Source organism: Zeaxanthinibacter enoshimensis (assembly GCF_004362865.1).
Lineage (GTDB): Bacteria > Bacteroidota > Bacteroidia > Flavobacteriales > Flavobacteriaceae > Zeaxanthinibacter > Zeaxanthinibacter enoshimensis.
In genome coordinates this window covers 1,086,545-1,101,249 of the sequence record NZ_SNYI01000002.1, presented here as the reverse complement: position 1 = coordinate 1,101,249, position 14,705 = coordinate 1,086,545, and the positions used below count along the sequence as shown (strand labels likewise).

Annotated in this window: 12 protein-coding genes; 8 read left to right on the top strand and 4 right to left on the bottom strand. The window is 46.6% G+C overall.

Going from position 1 to position 14,705, the window contains the following annotated elements; genetic code table 11:
• Nucleotides 1-2: 2 nt before the first annotated feature.
• On the top strand, nt 3-1,025 hold the full coding sequence (locus CLV82_RS11035; RefSeq protein ID WP_133644354.1) for a threonine aldolase family protein: 1,023 nt from the start codon (nt 3-5) through the stop codon (nt 1,023-1,025).
• Here CLV82_RS11035 and CLV82_RS11030 read toward each other — a convergent pair.
• Entirely contained in the window at nt 1,020-1,343 is a 324-nt protein-coding gene (locus CLV82_RS11030) for a YegP family protein (protein ID WP_133644353.1), read from the bottom strand. The two genes, CLV82_RS11035 and CLV82_RS11030, sit on opposite strands and share 6 nt — an antisense overlap.
• Nucleotides 1,344-1,687: 344 nt before the next feature.
• The gene (locus CLV82_RS11025) at nt 1,688-2,014 is read right to left on the bottom strand and encodes a YbaB/EbfC family nucleoid-associated protein (RefSeq protein WP_133644352.1); all 327 of its coding nucleotides are present in this window, start codon (nt 2,012-2,014) and stop codon (nt 1,688-1,690) included.
• Between the two features lie 144 nt (nt 2,015-2,158).
• Between CLV82_RS11025 and CLV82_RS11020 the strand changes: the two genes are divergently transcribed.
• The 3 genes from CLV82_RS11020 to CLV82_RS11010 all read left to right on the top strand — a co-directional run bounded on the left by CLV82_RS11020 (nt 2,159) and on the right by CLV82_RS11010 (nt 6,773).
• The gene (locus CLV82_RS11020; RefSeq protein WP_243744193.1) at nt 2,159-4,216 is read left to right on the top strand and encodes a S9 family peptidase; all 2,058 of its coding nucleotides are present in this window, start codon (nt 2,159-2,161) and stop codon (nt 4,214-4,216) included.
• Nucleotides 4,217-4,286: 70 nt separating this feature from the next.
• Nucleotides 4,287-5,327: a PLP-dependent cysteine synthase family protein gene (locus tag CLV82_RS11015; protein WP_133644350.1), complete on the top strand. Its 1,041-nt coding sequence runs from the start codon at nt 4,287-4,289 to the stop codon at nt 5,325-5,327.
• A 186-nt stretch (nt 5,328-5,513) separates the two neighbouring features.
• Nucleotides 5,514-6,773 carry an aminotransferase class I/II-fold pyridoxal phosphate-dependent enzyme gene (locus tag CLV82_RS11010; RefSeq protein WP_133644349.1) on the top strand — a complete coding sequence of 420 codons (1,260 nt, stop codon included), beginning with the start codon at nt 5,514-5,516 and terminating at the stop codon, nt 6,771-6,773.
• 52 nt (nt 6,774-6,825) lie between these two features.
• Here the strand turns inward: CLV82_RS11010 and CLV82_RS11005 are convergent, their stop codons facing one another.
• Together CLV82_RS11005 and CLV82_RS11000 are read right to left on the bottom strand one after the other, a co-directional pair.
• The gene (locus CLV82_RS11005) at nt 6,826-7,947 is read right to left on the bottom strand and encodes a GTP cyclohydrolase (protein ID WP_133644348.1); all 1,122 of its coding nucleotides are present in this window, start codon (nt 7,945-7,947) and stop codon (nt 6,826-6,828) included.
• Between the two features lie 78 nt (nt 7,948-8,025).
• The gene (locus tag CLV82_RS11000) at nt 8,026-9,084 is read right to left on the bottom strand and encodes a transporter (RefSeq protein WP_133644347.1); all 1,059 of its coding nucleotides are present in this window, start codon (nt 9,082-9,084) and stop codon (nt 8,026-8,028) included.
• Between the two features lie 107 nt (nt 9,085-9,191).
• Here CLV82_RS11000 and CLV82_RS10995 point away from each other — a divergent pair, with 107 nt between their 5' ends.
• From CLV82_RS10995 to CLV82_RS10980, 4 genes are read left to right on the top strand one after another with little or no spacing between them, the layout of a single operon-like run.
• Nucleotides 9,192-9,452: a DUF4834 family protein gene (locus CLV82_RS10995; protein WP_133644346.1), complete on the top strand. Its 261-nt coding sequence runs from the start codon at nt 9,192-9,194 to the stop codon at nt 9,450-9,452.
• A 25-nt stretch (nt 9,453-9,477) separates the two neighbouring features.
• Nucleotides 9,478-11,904, top strand: a complete 2,427-nt coding sequence (locus tag CLV82_RS10990) for a YfhO family protein (RefSeq protein ID WP_133644345.1) — start codon at nt 9,478-9,480, stop codon at nt 11,902-11,904.
• Nucleotides 11,901-13,187: a glycosyltransferase family 4 protein gene (locus CLV82_RS10985; RefSeq protein WP_133644344.1), complete on the top strand. Its 1,287-nt coding sequence runs from the start codon at nt 11,901-11,903 to the stop codon at nt 13,185-13,187. Before CLV82_RS10990 ends, CLV82_RS10985 begins: the two co-directional genes overlap by 4 nt.
• On the top strand, nt 13,178-14,644 hold the full coding sequence (locus tag CLV82_RS10980; protein WP_133644343.1) for an oligosaccharide flippase family protein: 1,467 nt from the start codon (nt 13,178-13,180) through the stop codon (nt 14,642-14,644). Before CLV82_RS10985 ends, CLV82_RS10980 begins: the two co-directional genes overlap by 10 nt.
• The last annotated feature ends 61 nt before the right edge of the window (nt 14,645-14,705 follow it).

The window sequence follows — 14,705 nt, the reverse complement described above, 5'->3', positions numbered from 1 at the left end:
CTATGGAAATAAACTTAATAAGCGATACGGTTACCAAACCGTCGCCCGGCATGCTGCAGGCCATGTTCAACGCAGAAGTAGGCGATGATGTCTTTAAAGCTGATCCCACGGTCAATGCCCTGGAAGAAAAAATTGCAGCCTTGTTCGGAATGGAAGCTGCACTGTTCTTCCCCAGTGGAACAATGGCTAACCAGACAGCTATAAAAATACATACCCGTCCCGGAGACCAGTTGATCTGTGATAAATACGCCCATGTGTATAATTACGAAGGGGGCGGAGTAAGCTTTAACAGCGGGGTATCCTGTAAACTGGTAGATGGACATCGGGGGATGATCACAGCCGAATTAGTAGAAGCCGCCATCAATCCACCTGATTTTTATCACAGTCCGCGTACGGCACTGGTCTGTATGGAGAATACCACCAACAAGGGCGGGGGAGCTTGTTATGATTTTTCTGAACTTCAGCGGGTAAGAGAGATATGTGACCGTCACGGACTGGGATACCACCTGGACGGGGCAAGGCTTTGGAACGCTATGGAGGAAAAAGGAGAATCACCCGAAATGTACGGGCAGTTGTTTGACACCATCAGTGTCTGCCTCAGCAAAGGATTGGGTTGCCCTGTGGGTTCTGTACTCCTAGGTTCCAAGGAGGTTATGAAAGAGGCGCTGCGCATCAGGAAGGTCCTGGGAGGAGGAATGCGGCAGGCAGGATACCTGGCTGCGGCAGGTATTTACGCCCTGGACAACCACAGGAAACGTTTGGCCGAGGACCATGAAAAAGCCCGGGAACTCGGGCAGGTATTACAAGCCCTTCGATTTGTAAAAAAGGTAGAGCCAATAGAGACCAACATAGTGATCTTTGAAACGGATGAGTCGCAGATGAGCAGCGAGGCCTGTATGGAAGCCTTAAAACAACACCAGATACATGTTATTGGTATGGGGCAGGGGAAGGTTAGGATGGTTACCCATATGGATTATACGGACCAGATGCACAAGGAGGTTATTGCACGCTTACAGAAGCTATAGCTGAGAATGATCAGCCATCCCGTCCAGAGTTTTGCGGATATTCTTGATGCCGTTTTCCAGTCCAGATTCTGAAAGGTATTCCTGGCTCCTGCCTATAAGGTTACCTTGCTCATCTTTCAGGTCAAAGACGAATTTCCCGTTGTGGTTGGTCTTTCTTTCAAAAACCATGTGTTCCTCGATCAGGGTTGGTAATTTTTCGACCGTCTGTAATAAGGTCTGCTTATCCTCGTAGGGAATACTATTTAACAAAACACTTCCACTCCCGGTCCTGAGGGTGAAGAGGTAATGTTGTTCCTTATTCTTTTCGATCTTTATCATGCTGCCTTTTCTCTAAATGTAACAAAAATATTGAATTAAGGGCTTTCCTGTAACCCCGGAAATTTGTTATATTGTAGATAACACCTTGTTGCTCAATTGTTTGTTTGTCCTGAATTTGTAATACGCGATATTTCCAGGATAAAACAGCTGTATTTCCGGGTTGCAGAATTAGCTGTTGCAACTACAAAGTCCGTTATAGCGGTCAGATTCCGGACCTACCGTGCATCGGCCCGGGAATTATAACTTTCAAAGCGACCCGGGTGTCTTTAACTAGAAAAGAGCTCATCATCCCGATGTGAAAACCGGGACGGTGAGCTCTCTGTATTTTATATGGTAAGCGGTACCTATTTCAGGAATGAATCCATTCCCGGAATATCGGGCATCCCTTCTTTCGCAACTGCTGCCAATTCTGTTTCATTTACATTGGTTGCTTTGGCAATGGCCTTATTCAAAGTGATGACGAGGTAATCCTCCAGTTTCTCTTTGTCAGACAAGAGAGAATCGTCAACTTCAATACTCTTGATATCCCTGTTTGCCGTAATGGTCACTTTCAGTAAGTCCTCAGGGGATGTTTCCTCGATGAATACTGAATTTAGCCGTTCCTTGGTAGCTTTCACTTTTTCCTGGGTTTCCTTGAGTTTACCCATCATTCCCATCATATCTCCGAACATAATATTTCTTTTAGATTATTGTGCACACAAATTTACTAATTTGTGGGGCAATTCCGTAACAAACCAATCAAGCTGATGTATACTACTGCTATTCACCTTTTAAGTCTTATTTTTGCCAGCGTTTTTCAGTCTCAAATACATCCTATGCAAGATACTATAGCGCCAGACGTTAAAAAGCAACCCAAAGAACTCAGTATTCATGGTGATACCAGGATAGACAACTACTACTGGTTGAACGATCGAGAGAACCCCGAAGTGATTGCTTACCTGGAGGCCGAGAATGCCTACTACCATGAAATGACCGCACATACGAGGGATTTCCAGGATAATCTTTTTAAAGAAATGCGCAGCCGCATCAAAGAAGATGATACCTCCGTTCCATACAAGTATAATGGCTACTGGTATATAACCCGCTACGAGACAGGAAAGGAATACCCCGTGTATTCCCGGAAAAAAGAAACATTAGAGGCTGCAGAGGAAGTGATGTTTGATGGCAATGTGATGGCAGAAGGGCACGACTATTTTAACCTAAGGGGGATATCGGTCAGCCCGGATAATTCCCTTGTGGCTTTTGGTACGGATACCGTATCCAGGAGGCAGTATAATATACAGGTGAAAAACCTTGCTACAGGGGAGTTATACCCGGAGATCATAGAGAACACTACCGGGAGTGGAGTATGGGCCAACGATAACAAGACCCTGTACTACACCAAGAAAGACCCGCAAACCTTGCGTTCAGATAAGATCTATAAACACGTCCTGGGTACATCTCCCGAAGAGGACCAGCTGGTCTACCATGAGGAGGATGAAACCTTTAATACGTACGTGTACAAATCCAAATCGCGCAAATATATCATCATTGGTTCCGGTAGTACCATGACCACGGAGTACAGGGTGCTTGAAGCCGATCAACCCGCCGGGAATTTTAAGGTATTTTCTCCCCGGGTCAGGGGGCTGGAATACAGTATTTCGCATTTTGGGGACAGCTTCTTTGTGCTGACCAATAAAGATGGGGCCACGAATTTTAAATTAATGAGAACCCCGGAAGACAAAACTTCTTCGGAGCATTGGCAGGAATTTATTCCTCATCGTGATTCTGTGCTACTCGAAGATGTCGAGATTTTTAAGAACTATTACGTGCTTACCGAGCGGGACCAGGGCCTTAATAAGATGAAGATCACGCGCTGGGATTCCGGGGAGAGTTATTACCTTCCATTCGATAATGAAACATATGTTGCTTACCCGTATATCAACCCGGATTTTAATACGGATACCTTGCGATATATGTACAATTCCCTGACCTCTCCGTATGCCGTGATAGACATCAATATGACCACCAGGGAGAAAGAGATCAAGAAAGAACAGGAAGTCCTGGGTGGGAAATTTAAAAAAGAAAATTACCGGTCAGAGCGGATATGGGCAGAAGGACGGGATGGTACTAAAATCCCGGTTTCCCTGGTCTACCACAAAGACACGGAACTCGGCGCGAATACACCATTGCTGCAATATGGATACGGCGCCTACGGCTATACTTCCGATCCTTACTTTTCAACCGTTAGGCTCAGCTTGCTCGACCGTGGATTTGTATATGCCATCGCGCACGTACGGGGCGGTGAGTATTTGGGCAGGCAGTGGTACGAAGATGGCCGGCTATTTAAAAAGAAAAATACTTTCTACGATTTCATCGATGTATCCAAACACCTGATCAAAGAAGGGTATACGAGCAAAGGGCATCTCTATGCCTACGGGGGATCTGCGGGAGGCCTGCTGATGGGCGCTATTGTAAATATGGCTCCGGAACTTTACAATGGCGTGATAGCCGCTGTTCCTTTCGTGGACGTGATCACCACAATGTTAGATGAATCTATTCCGCTTACAACAGGGGAGTATGACGAATGGGGTAATCCCAACGATAAAGAATATTATGAGTATATAAAATCCTATTCGCCATATGATAATGTAAAAGCTCAGGATTACCCCAATATGCTGGTCACTACAGGATTACACGATTCCCAGGTCCAGTATTGGGAGCCTGCCAAATGGGTAGCCAAGTTACGAGATGTTAAGACCGATTCTAACTTCTTGTTTATGGAAACAAATATGGAAGCAGGCCACGGAGGCGCATCCGGGAGGTTTGAGGCCCTGAAGGAAACGGCCAGGGAATATGCGTTTTTACTTGATTTAGAGGGTAAAACCGATTAATTAAAAAAAAAATGTAATTTTGACCCCGGAATCTGCTCCCTTTTGGGGGCTGTTCGATTAACCACGCTTTATGGAACATAAGATACAAGCTTTTGACAGCGTCCTTGACCTTATAGGAAATACCCCATTAATCAGACTGAACAAAATTGCATCTCCTTTCAAAGGAGAATTCTATGCGAAAGTTGAAGCTTTTAACCCGGGTCATTCTTCTAAGGATAGAATTGCTGCTTATATCATCCAGGAAGCAGAGAAAAAAGGTATACTGACCCCGGGAAGTACCATTATAGAAACTACCTCGGGCAACACCGGCTTTTCTATAGCTATGGTCAGTATCATTAAAGGATACCAGTGTATCCTGGCTGTAAGTTCAAAATCTTCTAAAGACAAGATAGATATGCTCCGTTCTATGGGGGCCAAGGTCTATGTATGTCCTGCCCATGTGAGTGCAGATGATCCCAGGTCTTATTACCAGGTGGCCAAAAGGCTGCACGAGGAGACCAAAGGCTCTATCTATATCAACCAGTATTTTAACGAGCTGAACATGGAGGCTCATTACCAGTCGACCGGGCCGGAGATCTGGAACCAGACCGGTGGACAGATAACCCACCTGGTAGCCTGCAGCGGTACCGGGGGGACGATCTCAGGAACCGCGCGTTACCTGAAGGAGCAAAATCCGGATATCAGGATCTTAGGTGTGGATGCCTTTGGATCTGTCCTGAAAAAATATCATGAGACAGGCGAGTTCGATGCCGATGAGATCTATCCTTACCGCATCGAGGGGCTTGGAAAAAACCTGATCCCTGACGCGACGGATTTTACTTCCATTGACGAATTTATGAAAGTGACGGATGAAGAATCGGCCCATATGGCACGGGAAATATCCAGGACTGAAGGTATTTTTGCAGGTTATACCTGCGGAGCTGTAATGCAGGCTGTCAAGCAGTTTGCTGCACGCGGCGAGTTCAATGAGAAGAGCAGGGTAGTTGTCATTTTCCCGGATCACGGTTCCAGGTACATGAGCAAAGTGTACAGTGACCAGTGGATGAACGACCAGGGCTTCTTTGACAGTAAGCACGTAGGGGAGGGGCAGCAAATCCAGTTCGTTAAGTAAACAGAATTCATCAGCAAGCCATAACTGTTTGAGGGTAAGGAATCCTGCAGGAAATCTTGAGTGGGATTTTGTTATGAATCCAAATAGAAATTCCATAATTTTACAACTTTGTGAATTAACGTAACGTTGCGCCCCTGGCGCTGTCCTTCCCGGGACTGAATTCACGTCAACATCAAGCTAAACTACATGAGAGATTTATTCGAAAGAATTATTGAAAACAAGGGCCCTTTGGGTAAATGGGCATCACAAGCAGAAGGATATTTTGTGTTTCCTAAGCTAGAAGGACCTATCTCTAACCGAATGAAATTCCAGGGTAAAGAAGTGATTACCTGGAGTATCAATGATTACCTGGGGTTGGCAAACCGACCTGAAACTAAGAAAGTAGACGGCGATGCCGCCTATGAGCATGGTGCTGCATATCCAATGGGTGCGCGTATGATGAGCGGTCACACGGATTTTCACGAGCAACTGGAGAACGAGCTGGCTGATTTTGTTGGAAAAGAGGCTGCTTACCTGCTGAACTTCGGTTACCAGGGTATTATGTCTGCAATTGATGCTTTGGTTTCTAAGGACGATATCATTGTTTACGATGTGGATTCTCATGCCTGTATCATTGATGGGGTGCGCTTACATGTCGGGAAACGATTTACGTTTAAGCATAACGATATTGAGAGCCTCGAGAAAAACCTGGAACGCGCCACTAAGATGGCAGAGCAGACCGGTGGAGGGATACTGGTGATTTCTGAAGGTGTTTTCGGGATGCGTGGAGAACAAGGAAAGTTAAAGGAGATCGTTGAACTTAAGAAAAAATTCAATTTCCGTCTGCTGGTAGATGACGCACATGGATTTGGTACCCTGGGAAAAACAGGGGCCGGAGCCGGTGAAGAACAAGGTGTACAGCAGGATATCGATGTGTATTTTGCAACCTTTGCCAAGTCATTGGCCGGTATCGGTGCATTCCTTGCAGCAGACCAGGAGATCATTGATTACCTGAAATATAACCTGCGTTCACAGATGTTCGCTAAGTCGCTCCCGATGATCTATGTAAAAGGAGCCCTTAAACGCCTGGATATGCTGAGGACAATGCCAGAGCTGAAAGAGAAGCTTTGGGAAAATGTAAATGCATTACAGAATGGATTAAAGGCCCGTGGGTTTGATATAGGTACAACCTCAAGTTGTGTAACCCCGGTATACCTGAATGGTAGTATCCCTGAGGCTATGGCCCTGGTGAAGGACCTGCGCGAGAACTACGGCATTTTCTGTTCTATAGTGGTGTATCCTGTGATCCCGAAAGGACTGATCTTACTCCGGATGATCCCAACGGCTTCACACACTATGGAGGATATCGAAGAAACCCTGGAAGCTTTCTCCGCAATTCGCGACAGGTTGCAAAATGGAACCTATAAACGCCTCTCTGCCGCAGTAGCAGCAGCCATGGGAGAATAAGTTTACAATGACATATATAAAAAAGGACCCGTTTTCGGGTCCTTTTTGTTTTTTACCTCAGGGGTTTCTTATACGTTCTTCTCCGTTTGTAGATCTCAGGGTTAAAGTGTTTCCACATCTGCCGGATGGCTACATTCTCTTCCAGTTCCGGGGTGCGGATACAGTTGACAATGCCTTTCTCGGTAAAGGTTTTATGGTATTCATTAAAGATCACCGAGGTAACACCCTTATTCTGGTACTCCGGGTGGATGCCTATAAGATAGAAGATGACGTCCTTGCTGTGCTTCTTGGCCTGCAGCAGGTGATAAAACCCAAAAGGGAAGAGTTTCCCGTTAGCCTTTTGTAAAGCTTTGGAGTAGGATGGCATCACAATGGCAAAGGCAACGAGGTTCTCGTCGCTGTCAACCACGAACTTAATGTATTCGGGATTGATAAAACCGAGGAATTTCTTTTTAAAATAGTTCTTCTGAACTTCTGTAATAGGGACAAAGGAGGATAGTTTACTGTATGTTTCGTTAAACAGGTCGAACATCTTATCAGCATATGGCATGATCTCGCTGGTCTTGCTGAAATTCATCGCCTTTAAGCCATATCGCTGCTTGATCAGTTCGTTGAGCTTTACAAAAAGTTTAGGGTCCGCATTACTTGCTGGAAAACGGTTTTCCATGTATTCCTTTTCCTTGACCATTTCCCATCGCTCATAGTGTTTCTGGTAATACTCGTAATTATACCATGTGATCATGGTGCCGATACTGTCAAAGCCTTCGGTAAGTACTCCTACTTTGTCGAGGTTAGAGAAACCTACGGGTCCTTCCATGTAATCCAGCTGGTGAGCTTTCCCAATGTCAGCTACCTGCTGTAAAAGCGCTTCCGAAACAGCATAGTCATCGATAAAATCGAACCAGCCAAAACGCATTTTCCTTATTTTCTGATCTTTAACCTCGATCCAGTTGACTATCGCAGCAATTCGTCCTGCCAGCTGGCCGTTTTTGTATGCCAGGAAAAACCGCGCATCTGCATTTTTAAAAACAGGATTTTCGTTTTTGTCAAAGGAAGACAGTTCTTCCGCAATGATGGGTGGAACCCAGTAGGGGGAGTCTTTATATAAGGTGAAGGGAAATTTGACGAATTTCTTCAACCCCGCCTTGTCGGTCACTTCTTCAATACTTACCATAGCTCAGTTTTGTACGGTCAATATTAGGAATAATTGCTTTTAGATTAAAGCTGCGCCCACAAATTATTAATGCGAAGATCAGAAATCGATCTCGTCTTTCCTGGCCTTCTTTTGTTTCTTTTTAAGCTGCCTCAGTTGCTTTTTGGTCGGTCCAAGGTCTATATCCTCTGCTCCACGGCCTTTACGGTCTCTTTTACCCCCTTTACCCTTCATGGCATTACGTTTGATTAGTCCCCCGTTCTGCCCGGCGTCCTGGTCCTCTATTGCCTTCATCTCGTCCTTATGTCCGTCAACCCGGTAAGACATACCAAGTCCGGTAAATATTCGGCTGGGCGTATTCTTAAAGCTCGCACCCAGGTACAGGTCGGCCTGGAAATTTTCTGAAAACAGGTGAGCTGCACCCCCACGGAGTAACTGGTCGGAGTAGCGGTCACTCTTTATACCCTGGTTTTCAATGAATATACTCCACCTCGGGTTTTGTAAGGCATGTGATAGAGATACGGTATATGAAAGTTCGGGATCGTCTGTACTGATCCTGTCATAAGCGATATTGGAAATAAGAACCAGCCTGGAATTCACCTTGCTCTGGGTGGCGATCATGGCGCGGTAAGACAATTCAGGGTCACCGGCATAGAATGGGTTTTCCCCAAAGAGGTAATTCACACCCCCGTAAACAGATATTGCTGGGATAAGGTTCTTTAGCTGGAAGACATTATTGGCACGCCAGCTGTATAGATTAGGTTTATTCTTCTCCGGATCCTTGAAGGGATCAAAGATCAGGTACTTTAAGCCTATCCTGTTAGTGAGAAAATCAGTTCTGCTGTCCTCGGTCTCAAATGGAATGAAGATACGGTCCTGTTTTACAAAAGTACCCTCGTAGATCACTTCCAGGTTTTCAAAGAACAGGCCGTAACGCAGTGCGAGGTCGGCCCCCATGATATCAGATTCGGTTTGCAGCAGGCTGTGGTCCTGCTGTTCGTAGAAGAACTCGAGTTCTCCCTGTATTACACCTTTCCCAACCGCATAAGCGCTTACGGAAAGCCCCGGTCGGTTAGAATTGATCACTTCGGTATACTGGGCCGATACTAAAAACGGAATTGTGAAGAAGACAGAAAGCAGGATGGTTTTTGCTGCCATTATCATTGAAATAGGGGTCTGGGAGGACTGTTTTGACATTATTTTATAACTTTTCTTCCCTATTTACAACGCTCAAATTGTACTTTTGTTTCGTTAGAAAGTACGATATGGGTTTTATTAAGTTTATATTCATCATGATCCTGGGGTATTACCTGTTAAAGCTGATCGCCAGGCTTGTGGCTCCCAGCCTTTTCAAGTATGCAGCCAGGAAGACCGAGGAGCATTTTAAGCAGCAGTTCGGACAACATGGCCAGCCGGGGAATGAATCGCAGAATATCGGTGAGGTCACCGTCGATGCCAGGGGTAAAAAGAAGGACCGTGGAAAAGAAGAGATAGGTGAGTATATCGAGTTCGAGGAAATAGAGTAAATCCCAGTCGCAACCAAACCAACCTATGAAAAACCGCATACACCCACTATTTAACCATTTCTTTGCTTTAGTATTATTTGTCATCGCCGCCCTGGCTTATTTTCACCCGGTACTCCAGGGGAAAGTGATCCAGCAGTCTGATATCATCCAGTATACCGGGATGGCCAAGGAACAAAACGACTTCCGGGACAAAACGGATACAGAGCCCTACTGGACGAATAGCGCCTTTGGCGGAATGCCCACCTACCAGTTAGGGGCTTACTATCCCCATGACTATGTTAAAAAACTTGACCGCAGTCTGCGGTTCCTGCCCAGGCCGGCTGATTATCTTTTCCTGTATTTCTTAGGTTTTTACATTTTGCTCTGTTGCCTAAAAGTAGACTACGGGGCCGCGTTGCTTGGAGCGATGGCCTTTGGATTTTCTACTTACCTGATCATCATCCTGGGGGTGGGGCACAATGCCAAAGCCCATGCCATCGCTTACTTACCCATGGTGCTGGGCGGAATTATCCTGACTTTCCGAAGAAAATATATTTGGGGATTCCTGTTGACAGCTGTCGCAATGGCCCTGGAAATAGGGGCCAACCACTACCAGATGACGTATTACTTTATGCTCCTGGTGCTGATCCTCGGGATTACATACCTGGTATATGCGGCTCGTAACGGGCAGCTAAAGCATTTCTTTATGTCAGTCGGACTACTCCTCGTTGCAGTGGTGCTGGGCATCCTGGCAAATGCTACCTCTATCATGGCAACCAAAGAATACGCGGATTGGAGTACCCGGGGGCAGTCCGAATTGACCCTGGACCCGGAAGGGAACCCGTTGAAGAACAGGGACGGACTGAGCCGGGAATATATCACCCAGTATAGTTACGGGATCACGGAATCCCTCAACCTGTTTATCCCCAGGCTCTTTGGTGGATCCAACAGTGAGAACCTGGGAGAGAATTCCAAAACCTTCGAGTACCTGACCGAACAGGGGCTCCCCAGGACAAGGGCGCTCGAATTCACCACAGGACTTCCCCTTTACTGGGGGATGCAACCCGGAGTTGCGGCCCCGGCTTATATCGGGGCAATAGTGATCCTATTATTCCTGATGGGCTTGTTCCTGGTCAGGGAAAAGCATAAATGGTGGCTGCTCGCAGGTTCCCTAATGGCCTTATTCCTGTCCTGGGGTAAGAACTTTGGTTTGCTCACCGATTTCATGATCGATTTTTTCCCTTTATACGATAAATTCCGGGCCGTCTCCTCCATCCAGGTGATCCTGGAGTTATGTGCCCCTATCATGGCGGTACTGGCCCTGATGAAGCTTTTTGATAAGGAAGTTGCTGTAAAGGAGAAACTCGGTGCACTTAAGATCAGTGGTGCAATTTTGATCGGGCTCTGTGCCATTCTGTTGCTGCTTAAAGGGACATTCAGTTTTTCAGGTTTAAATGATGCTATGTACCAGCAGTATTTCGGGGATGAGATCCTGAAGATGATAGAACGCGACCGGGAAGCTGTATTCGTGGATGATTTGCTGCGTTCCCTGGTATATGTGTTGCTTGCCTCTCTTGTCCTCTGGTTGTATATAAGGGATAAGATCAAAAAGAATATCCTGACCTTGCTTTTGGGCTTACTGATCATTTTTGACCTGGTAGGCGTCGACCTGAGGTATGTGAATGAATCAGATTTCGTCCGCAAGCGCTTAATGGACAGGCCTTTCCAGCAGACAGCTGTCGACAGGCAGATTGAACAGGATTCGACCATATTCAGGGTGTATGACCCAGCGGAGGGACTTAACGGCGCCAGGACATCGTACTTCCACATGTCGATCGGGGGCTATCACGCCGCTAAACCCGGTCGTCTGCAGGATCTCTTCGACTACCATATCTACAGGAACAACAAGGAAATACTGGATATGCTGAATGTAAAATATATCGTTCAGCAAGACCAGGAAGGCAAACAGTACGCGGCCCTGAATTCCGAAGCTTTGGGTAATGCCTGGTTTGTAGACCGGTTGATCCCGGTAAACAGTGCAGATGAGGAGATACGTGCTTTGGATACCATAGATGTCGGAACTTCTGCTGTACTTAATACCCGTGAGTTTCCGGGGATTACCCTGGAGGCGGGAAGGGATTCCCTGGCTGAGATCCGGCTGACTGATTACCAGCCTAACCGCCTGGTATATGTGTCCAGGAACAACGAGGATGGTCTGGCAGTATTCTCCGAGATGTATTACCCGGAAGGATGGCAGGCCACCATTGATGGAAAGCCGGTTCCCCATTTCAGGGTTAACTACACACTGAGAGCAATGCAGGTACCTGCCGGGGAACATGAGATCGAATTTAAGTTCAGCCCCAAAGTCGTGGAAACAGGGAGTACTATTACCCTGGTCAGTTCTTTGCTGCTCGGTATCTTAATTCTTGGCGGGATCCTATACAGTATTAGGCAAAGCAGGCGTGAATCATGAAAAAGGTATTGGTCATCTGCTATTACTGGCCCCCGGCAGGAGGGCCCGGAGTTCAGAGATGGCTTAAATTCGTAACCTACCTCAGGGATTTTGGGATACAACCGGTGGTGTATGTACCGGAAAACCCGGAATACCCGCTTATCGACCCGTCCCTGCAAGAGAAGATCCCTGCAAATGTCAAGGTCTACAAAGGAAAAATACGGGAGCCCCTGCGATTTATATCCCTCCTGGGGAAAGGAAAGGCCAGGGAGATAAGCAAAGGGATTATTCCCGGTAAAAAGGCTTCCCTGGCCGAACGCCTTTTGTTATGGATCCGTGGTAATTTCTTTATCCCGGACGCCAGGGTGTGGTGGGTATCCCCTTCGGTCAGCAGGGTGAAACAAATATTGGCGGAAGAAGGGATAGATACCCTTATTACTACAGGCCCGCCTCATAGCGTTCACCTGATCGGCTACCGGGTCAGGCAGCAATACGATGTAAAATGGGTCGCCGATTTCAGGGATCCATGGACCTCTATCGGCTACCATAAGGATCTTAAATTGAGTGCAAGGGCCGAAAGAAAACACAAGAATTTAGAACGGGAGGTGCTGGGATCCGCAGATAAGATCCTGGTGACCAGCAATACCACCAAAGAAGAGTTCAGGGCACTTACTGCTAAGCCTATCTCGGTGATCACCAATGGATACGACAAGGAGGAGTATGACAAAGTCAGGCCTGAAAAGGATCAGTATTTTTCAATTTCCCATATCGGGTCACTGCTGAGTGAAAGAAACCCGGTGCATTTGTGGTCGGCACTTGCCGAATTGCTATCGGAAAAAGAGGAATTTTCTGAAATCCTGCGGATCAGGCTAGTGGGAGTGGTCAGCGGGGAAGTGCTGGACAGTATCCGGTCTTTCGGATTAGAACCGTATCTTGAGTTGGTGGGTTATGTGTCGCACGAAAAAGCCATTGCGTTCCAGAAAGGTGCCAGTGTTTTACTCCTGCTTGAAATTGACAGGGATGTGACCAGGGGAATAATTCCAGGTAAGTTATTTGAATATATGGCCTCGGGACGCCCGGTCATCGCCATTGGTCCCGACCAGTGGGAAGCCGGAAAGATCCTTGAGCAGCAAGGCAGGGGCAAGGCTTTTGGATACGGGGAGAAGCAGCAGATAAAAGAACAATTGCTAGCCTGCTACCAGTTATTTAAGAAAGGTGAATTGGTTTTGGAAAGTGAAGCCCCTGTTGCATTCAGCCGGTATTCACTTACGGCTCAACTCGCAAAAGAACTCAAATGGGAATAGTCTTTAAACAATCCTTGAGTAATACGATTACTACTTACCTCGGATTTGGTATAGGAGCTATCAATACCCTGTTCTTATATACTCGTTTCCTTACAGATGAATACTACGGGCTTGTAGGTGTGATACTTTCTACCTCGGCCATCCTGATGCCTTTACTGGCTTTTGGAGTGCCCAACACGCTTGTGAAGTACTACAGCGGTTTTAAACAGGGGGAAGAGCTGCAAGGGTTCCTGGGTATGATGCTGTTATTGCCCCTGGGCATGATCCTGCCGATAGCCCTGCTGAGTTTTGCGGCCAATGAAGCGATTGGAGCCTTTCTTTCCCGTGAAAATCCTATCGTTGCGGGTTATGTCTGGCATATCTTCCTGGTGGGGATGGCTATGGCGTATTTTGAAGTGTTTTATGCCTGGGCAAGGGTGCATATGCGCACAGTGACCGGGAACTTCATGAAGGAGGTTTTTGTCAGGGCAGGGGTGAGTATCCTGCTCTTCCTGGTCTACCTGGACTATATCAGTGTACAATTATTCCTGGACCTGCTCGTTGCCTTGTACCTCTTCCGAACGCTCCTGATGACATTGTATGCTTACCGGCTTAAACGGCCCTCTTTCAGTTTCAGATGGCCGGGGAACAGCAAGGCAATCCTCACTTACAGTTTGCTTATTATCCTTGGCGGATCGGCTGCTGTTATCCTCCTGGAGCTGGACAGGTTTATGATCAACCAGTTTATTCCCATAGAGAATGTCGCTTATTACAGCGTAGCGGTATTCATCGCTACTGTAATTGCGGTACCTTCCAGGGCCATGCACCAGGTAACTTATCCTTTGACCGCGGAGCTCCTGAATAAACAGGATACTGCCGGCCTTAAGGAACTTTATCACAAGAGCTCGGTAACCTTACTGGTGGTTTCAGGCCTATTATTCCTGCTGATCATACTCAATCTGGAAGACCTGTATCTTTTGCTGCCAGAATCGTACAGGGGCGGCTTTATAGTCGTATTCCTCGTGGGCCTGGCCAAGGTCTATGATGCGCTGTTGGGGAATAATAATTCTATCCTTTTTAATTCGGAATACTACCGCGCTGTCCTGGTCATGGGGGTCTTTCTTGCGCTGCTGACCATTGTTCTTAACCTGTGGTTTATCCCTTTACTGGGAATTAACGGGGCGGCCTTGGCTACCTTCCTGTCTATAAGTGTATACAATACCGCAAAGATGTGGTATGTAAAAGTAAAATTCGGCATACATCCCCTGGGAGGAGACACTTATAAGATTTTCCTGGTCATCGTCGCCCTGGGGCTTTTGTTTTTCTGGCTTCCACTTCCTTTCCACCCTATACTGAATATGATGTTGAAAAGTATATTACTTGTCCTTTTGTACGGTGGACTGATCATAAGGTTCCGCTTATCACCGGAGATCACGGAAGGCCTCAGGTGGTTACTGAGATTAGGCAGAAAATCCTGATAGAAAAAACCCCGCAGGGATAAATCCACTACGGGGTAAACAACTAACCAACCTAAAATTC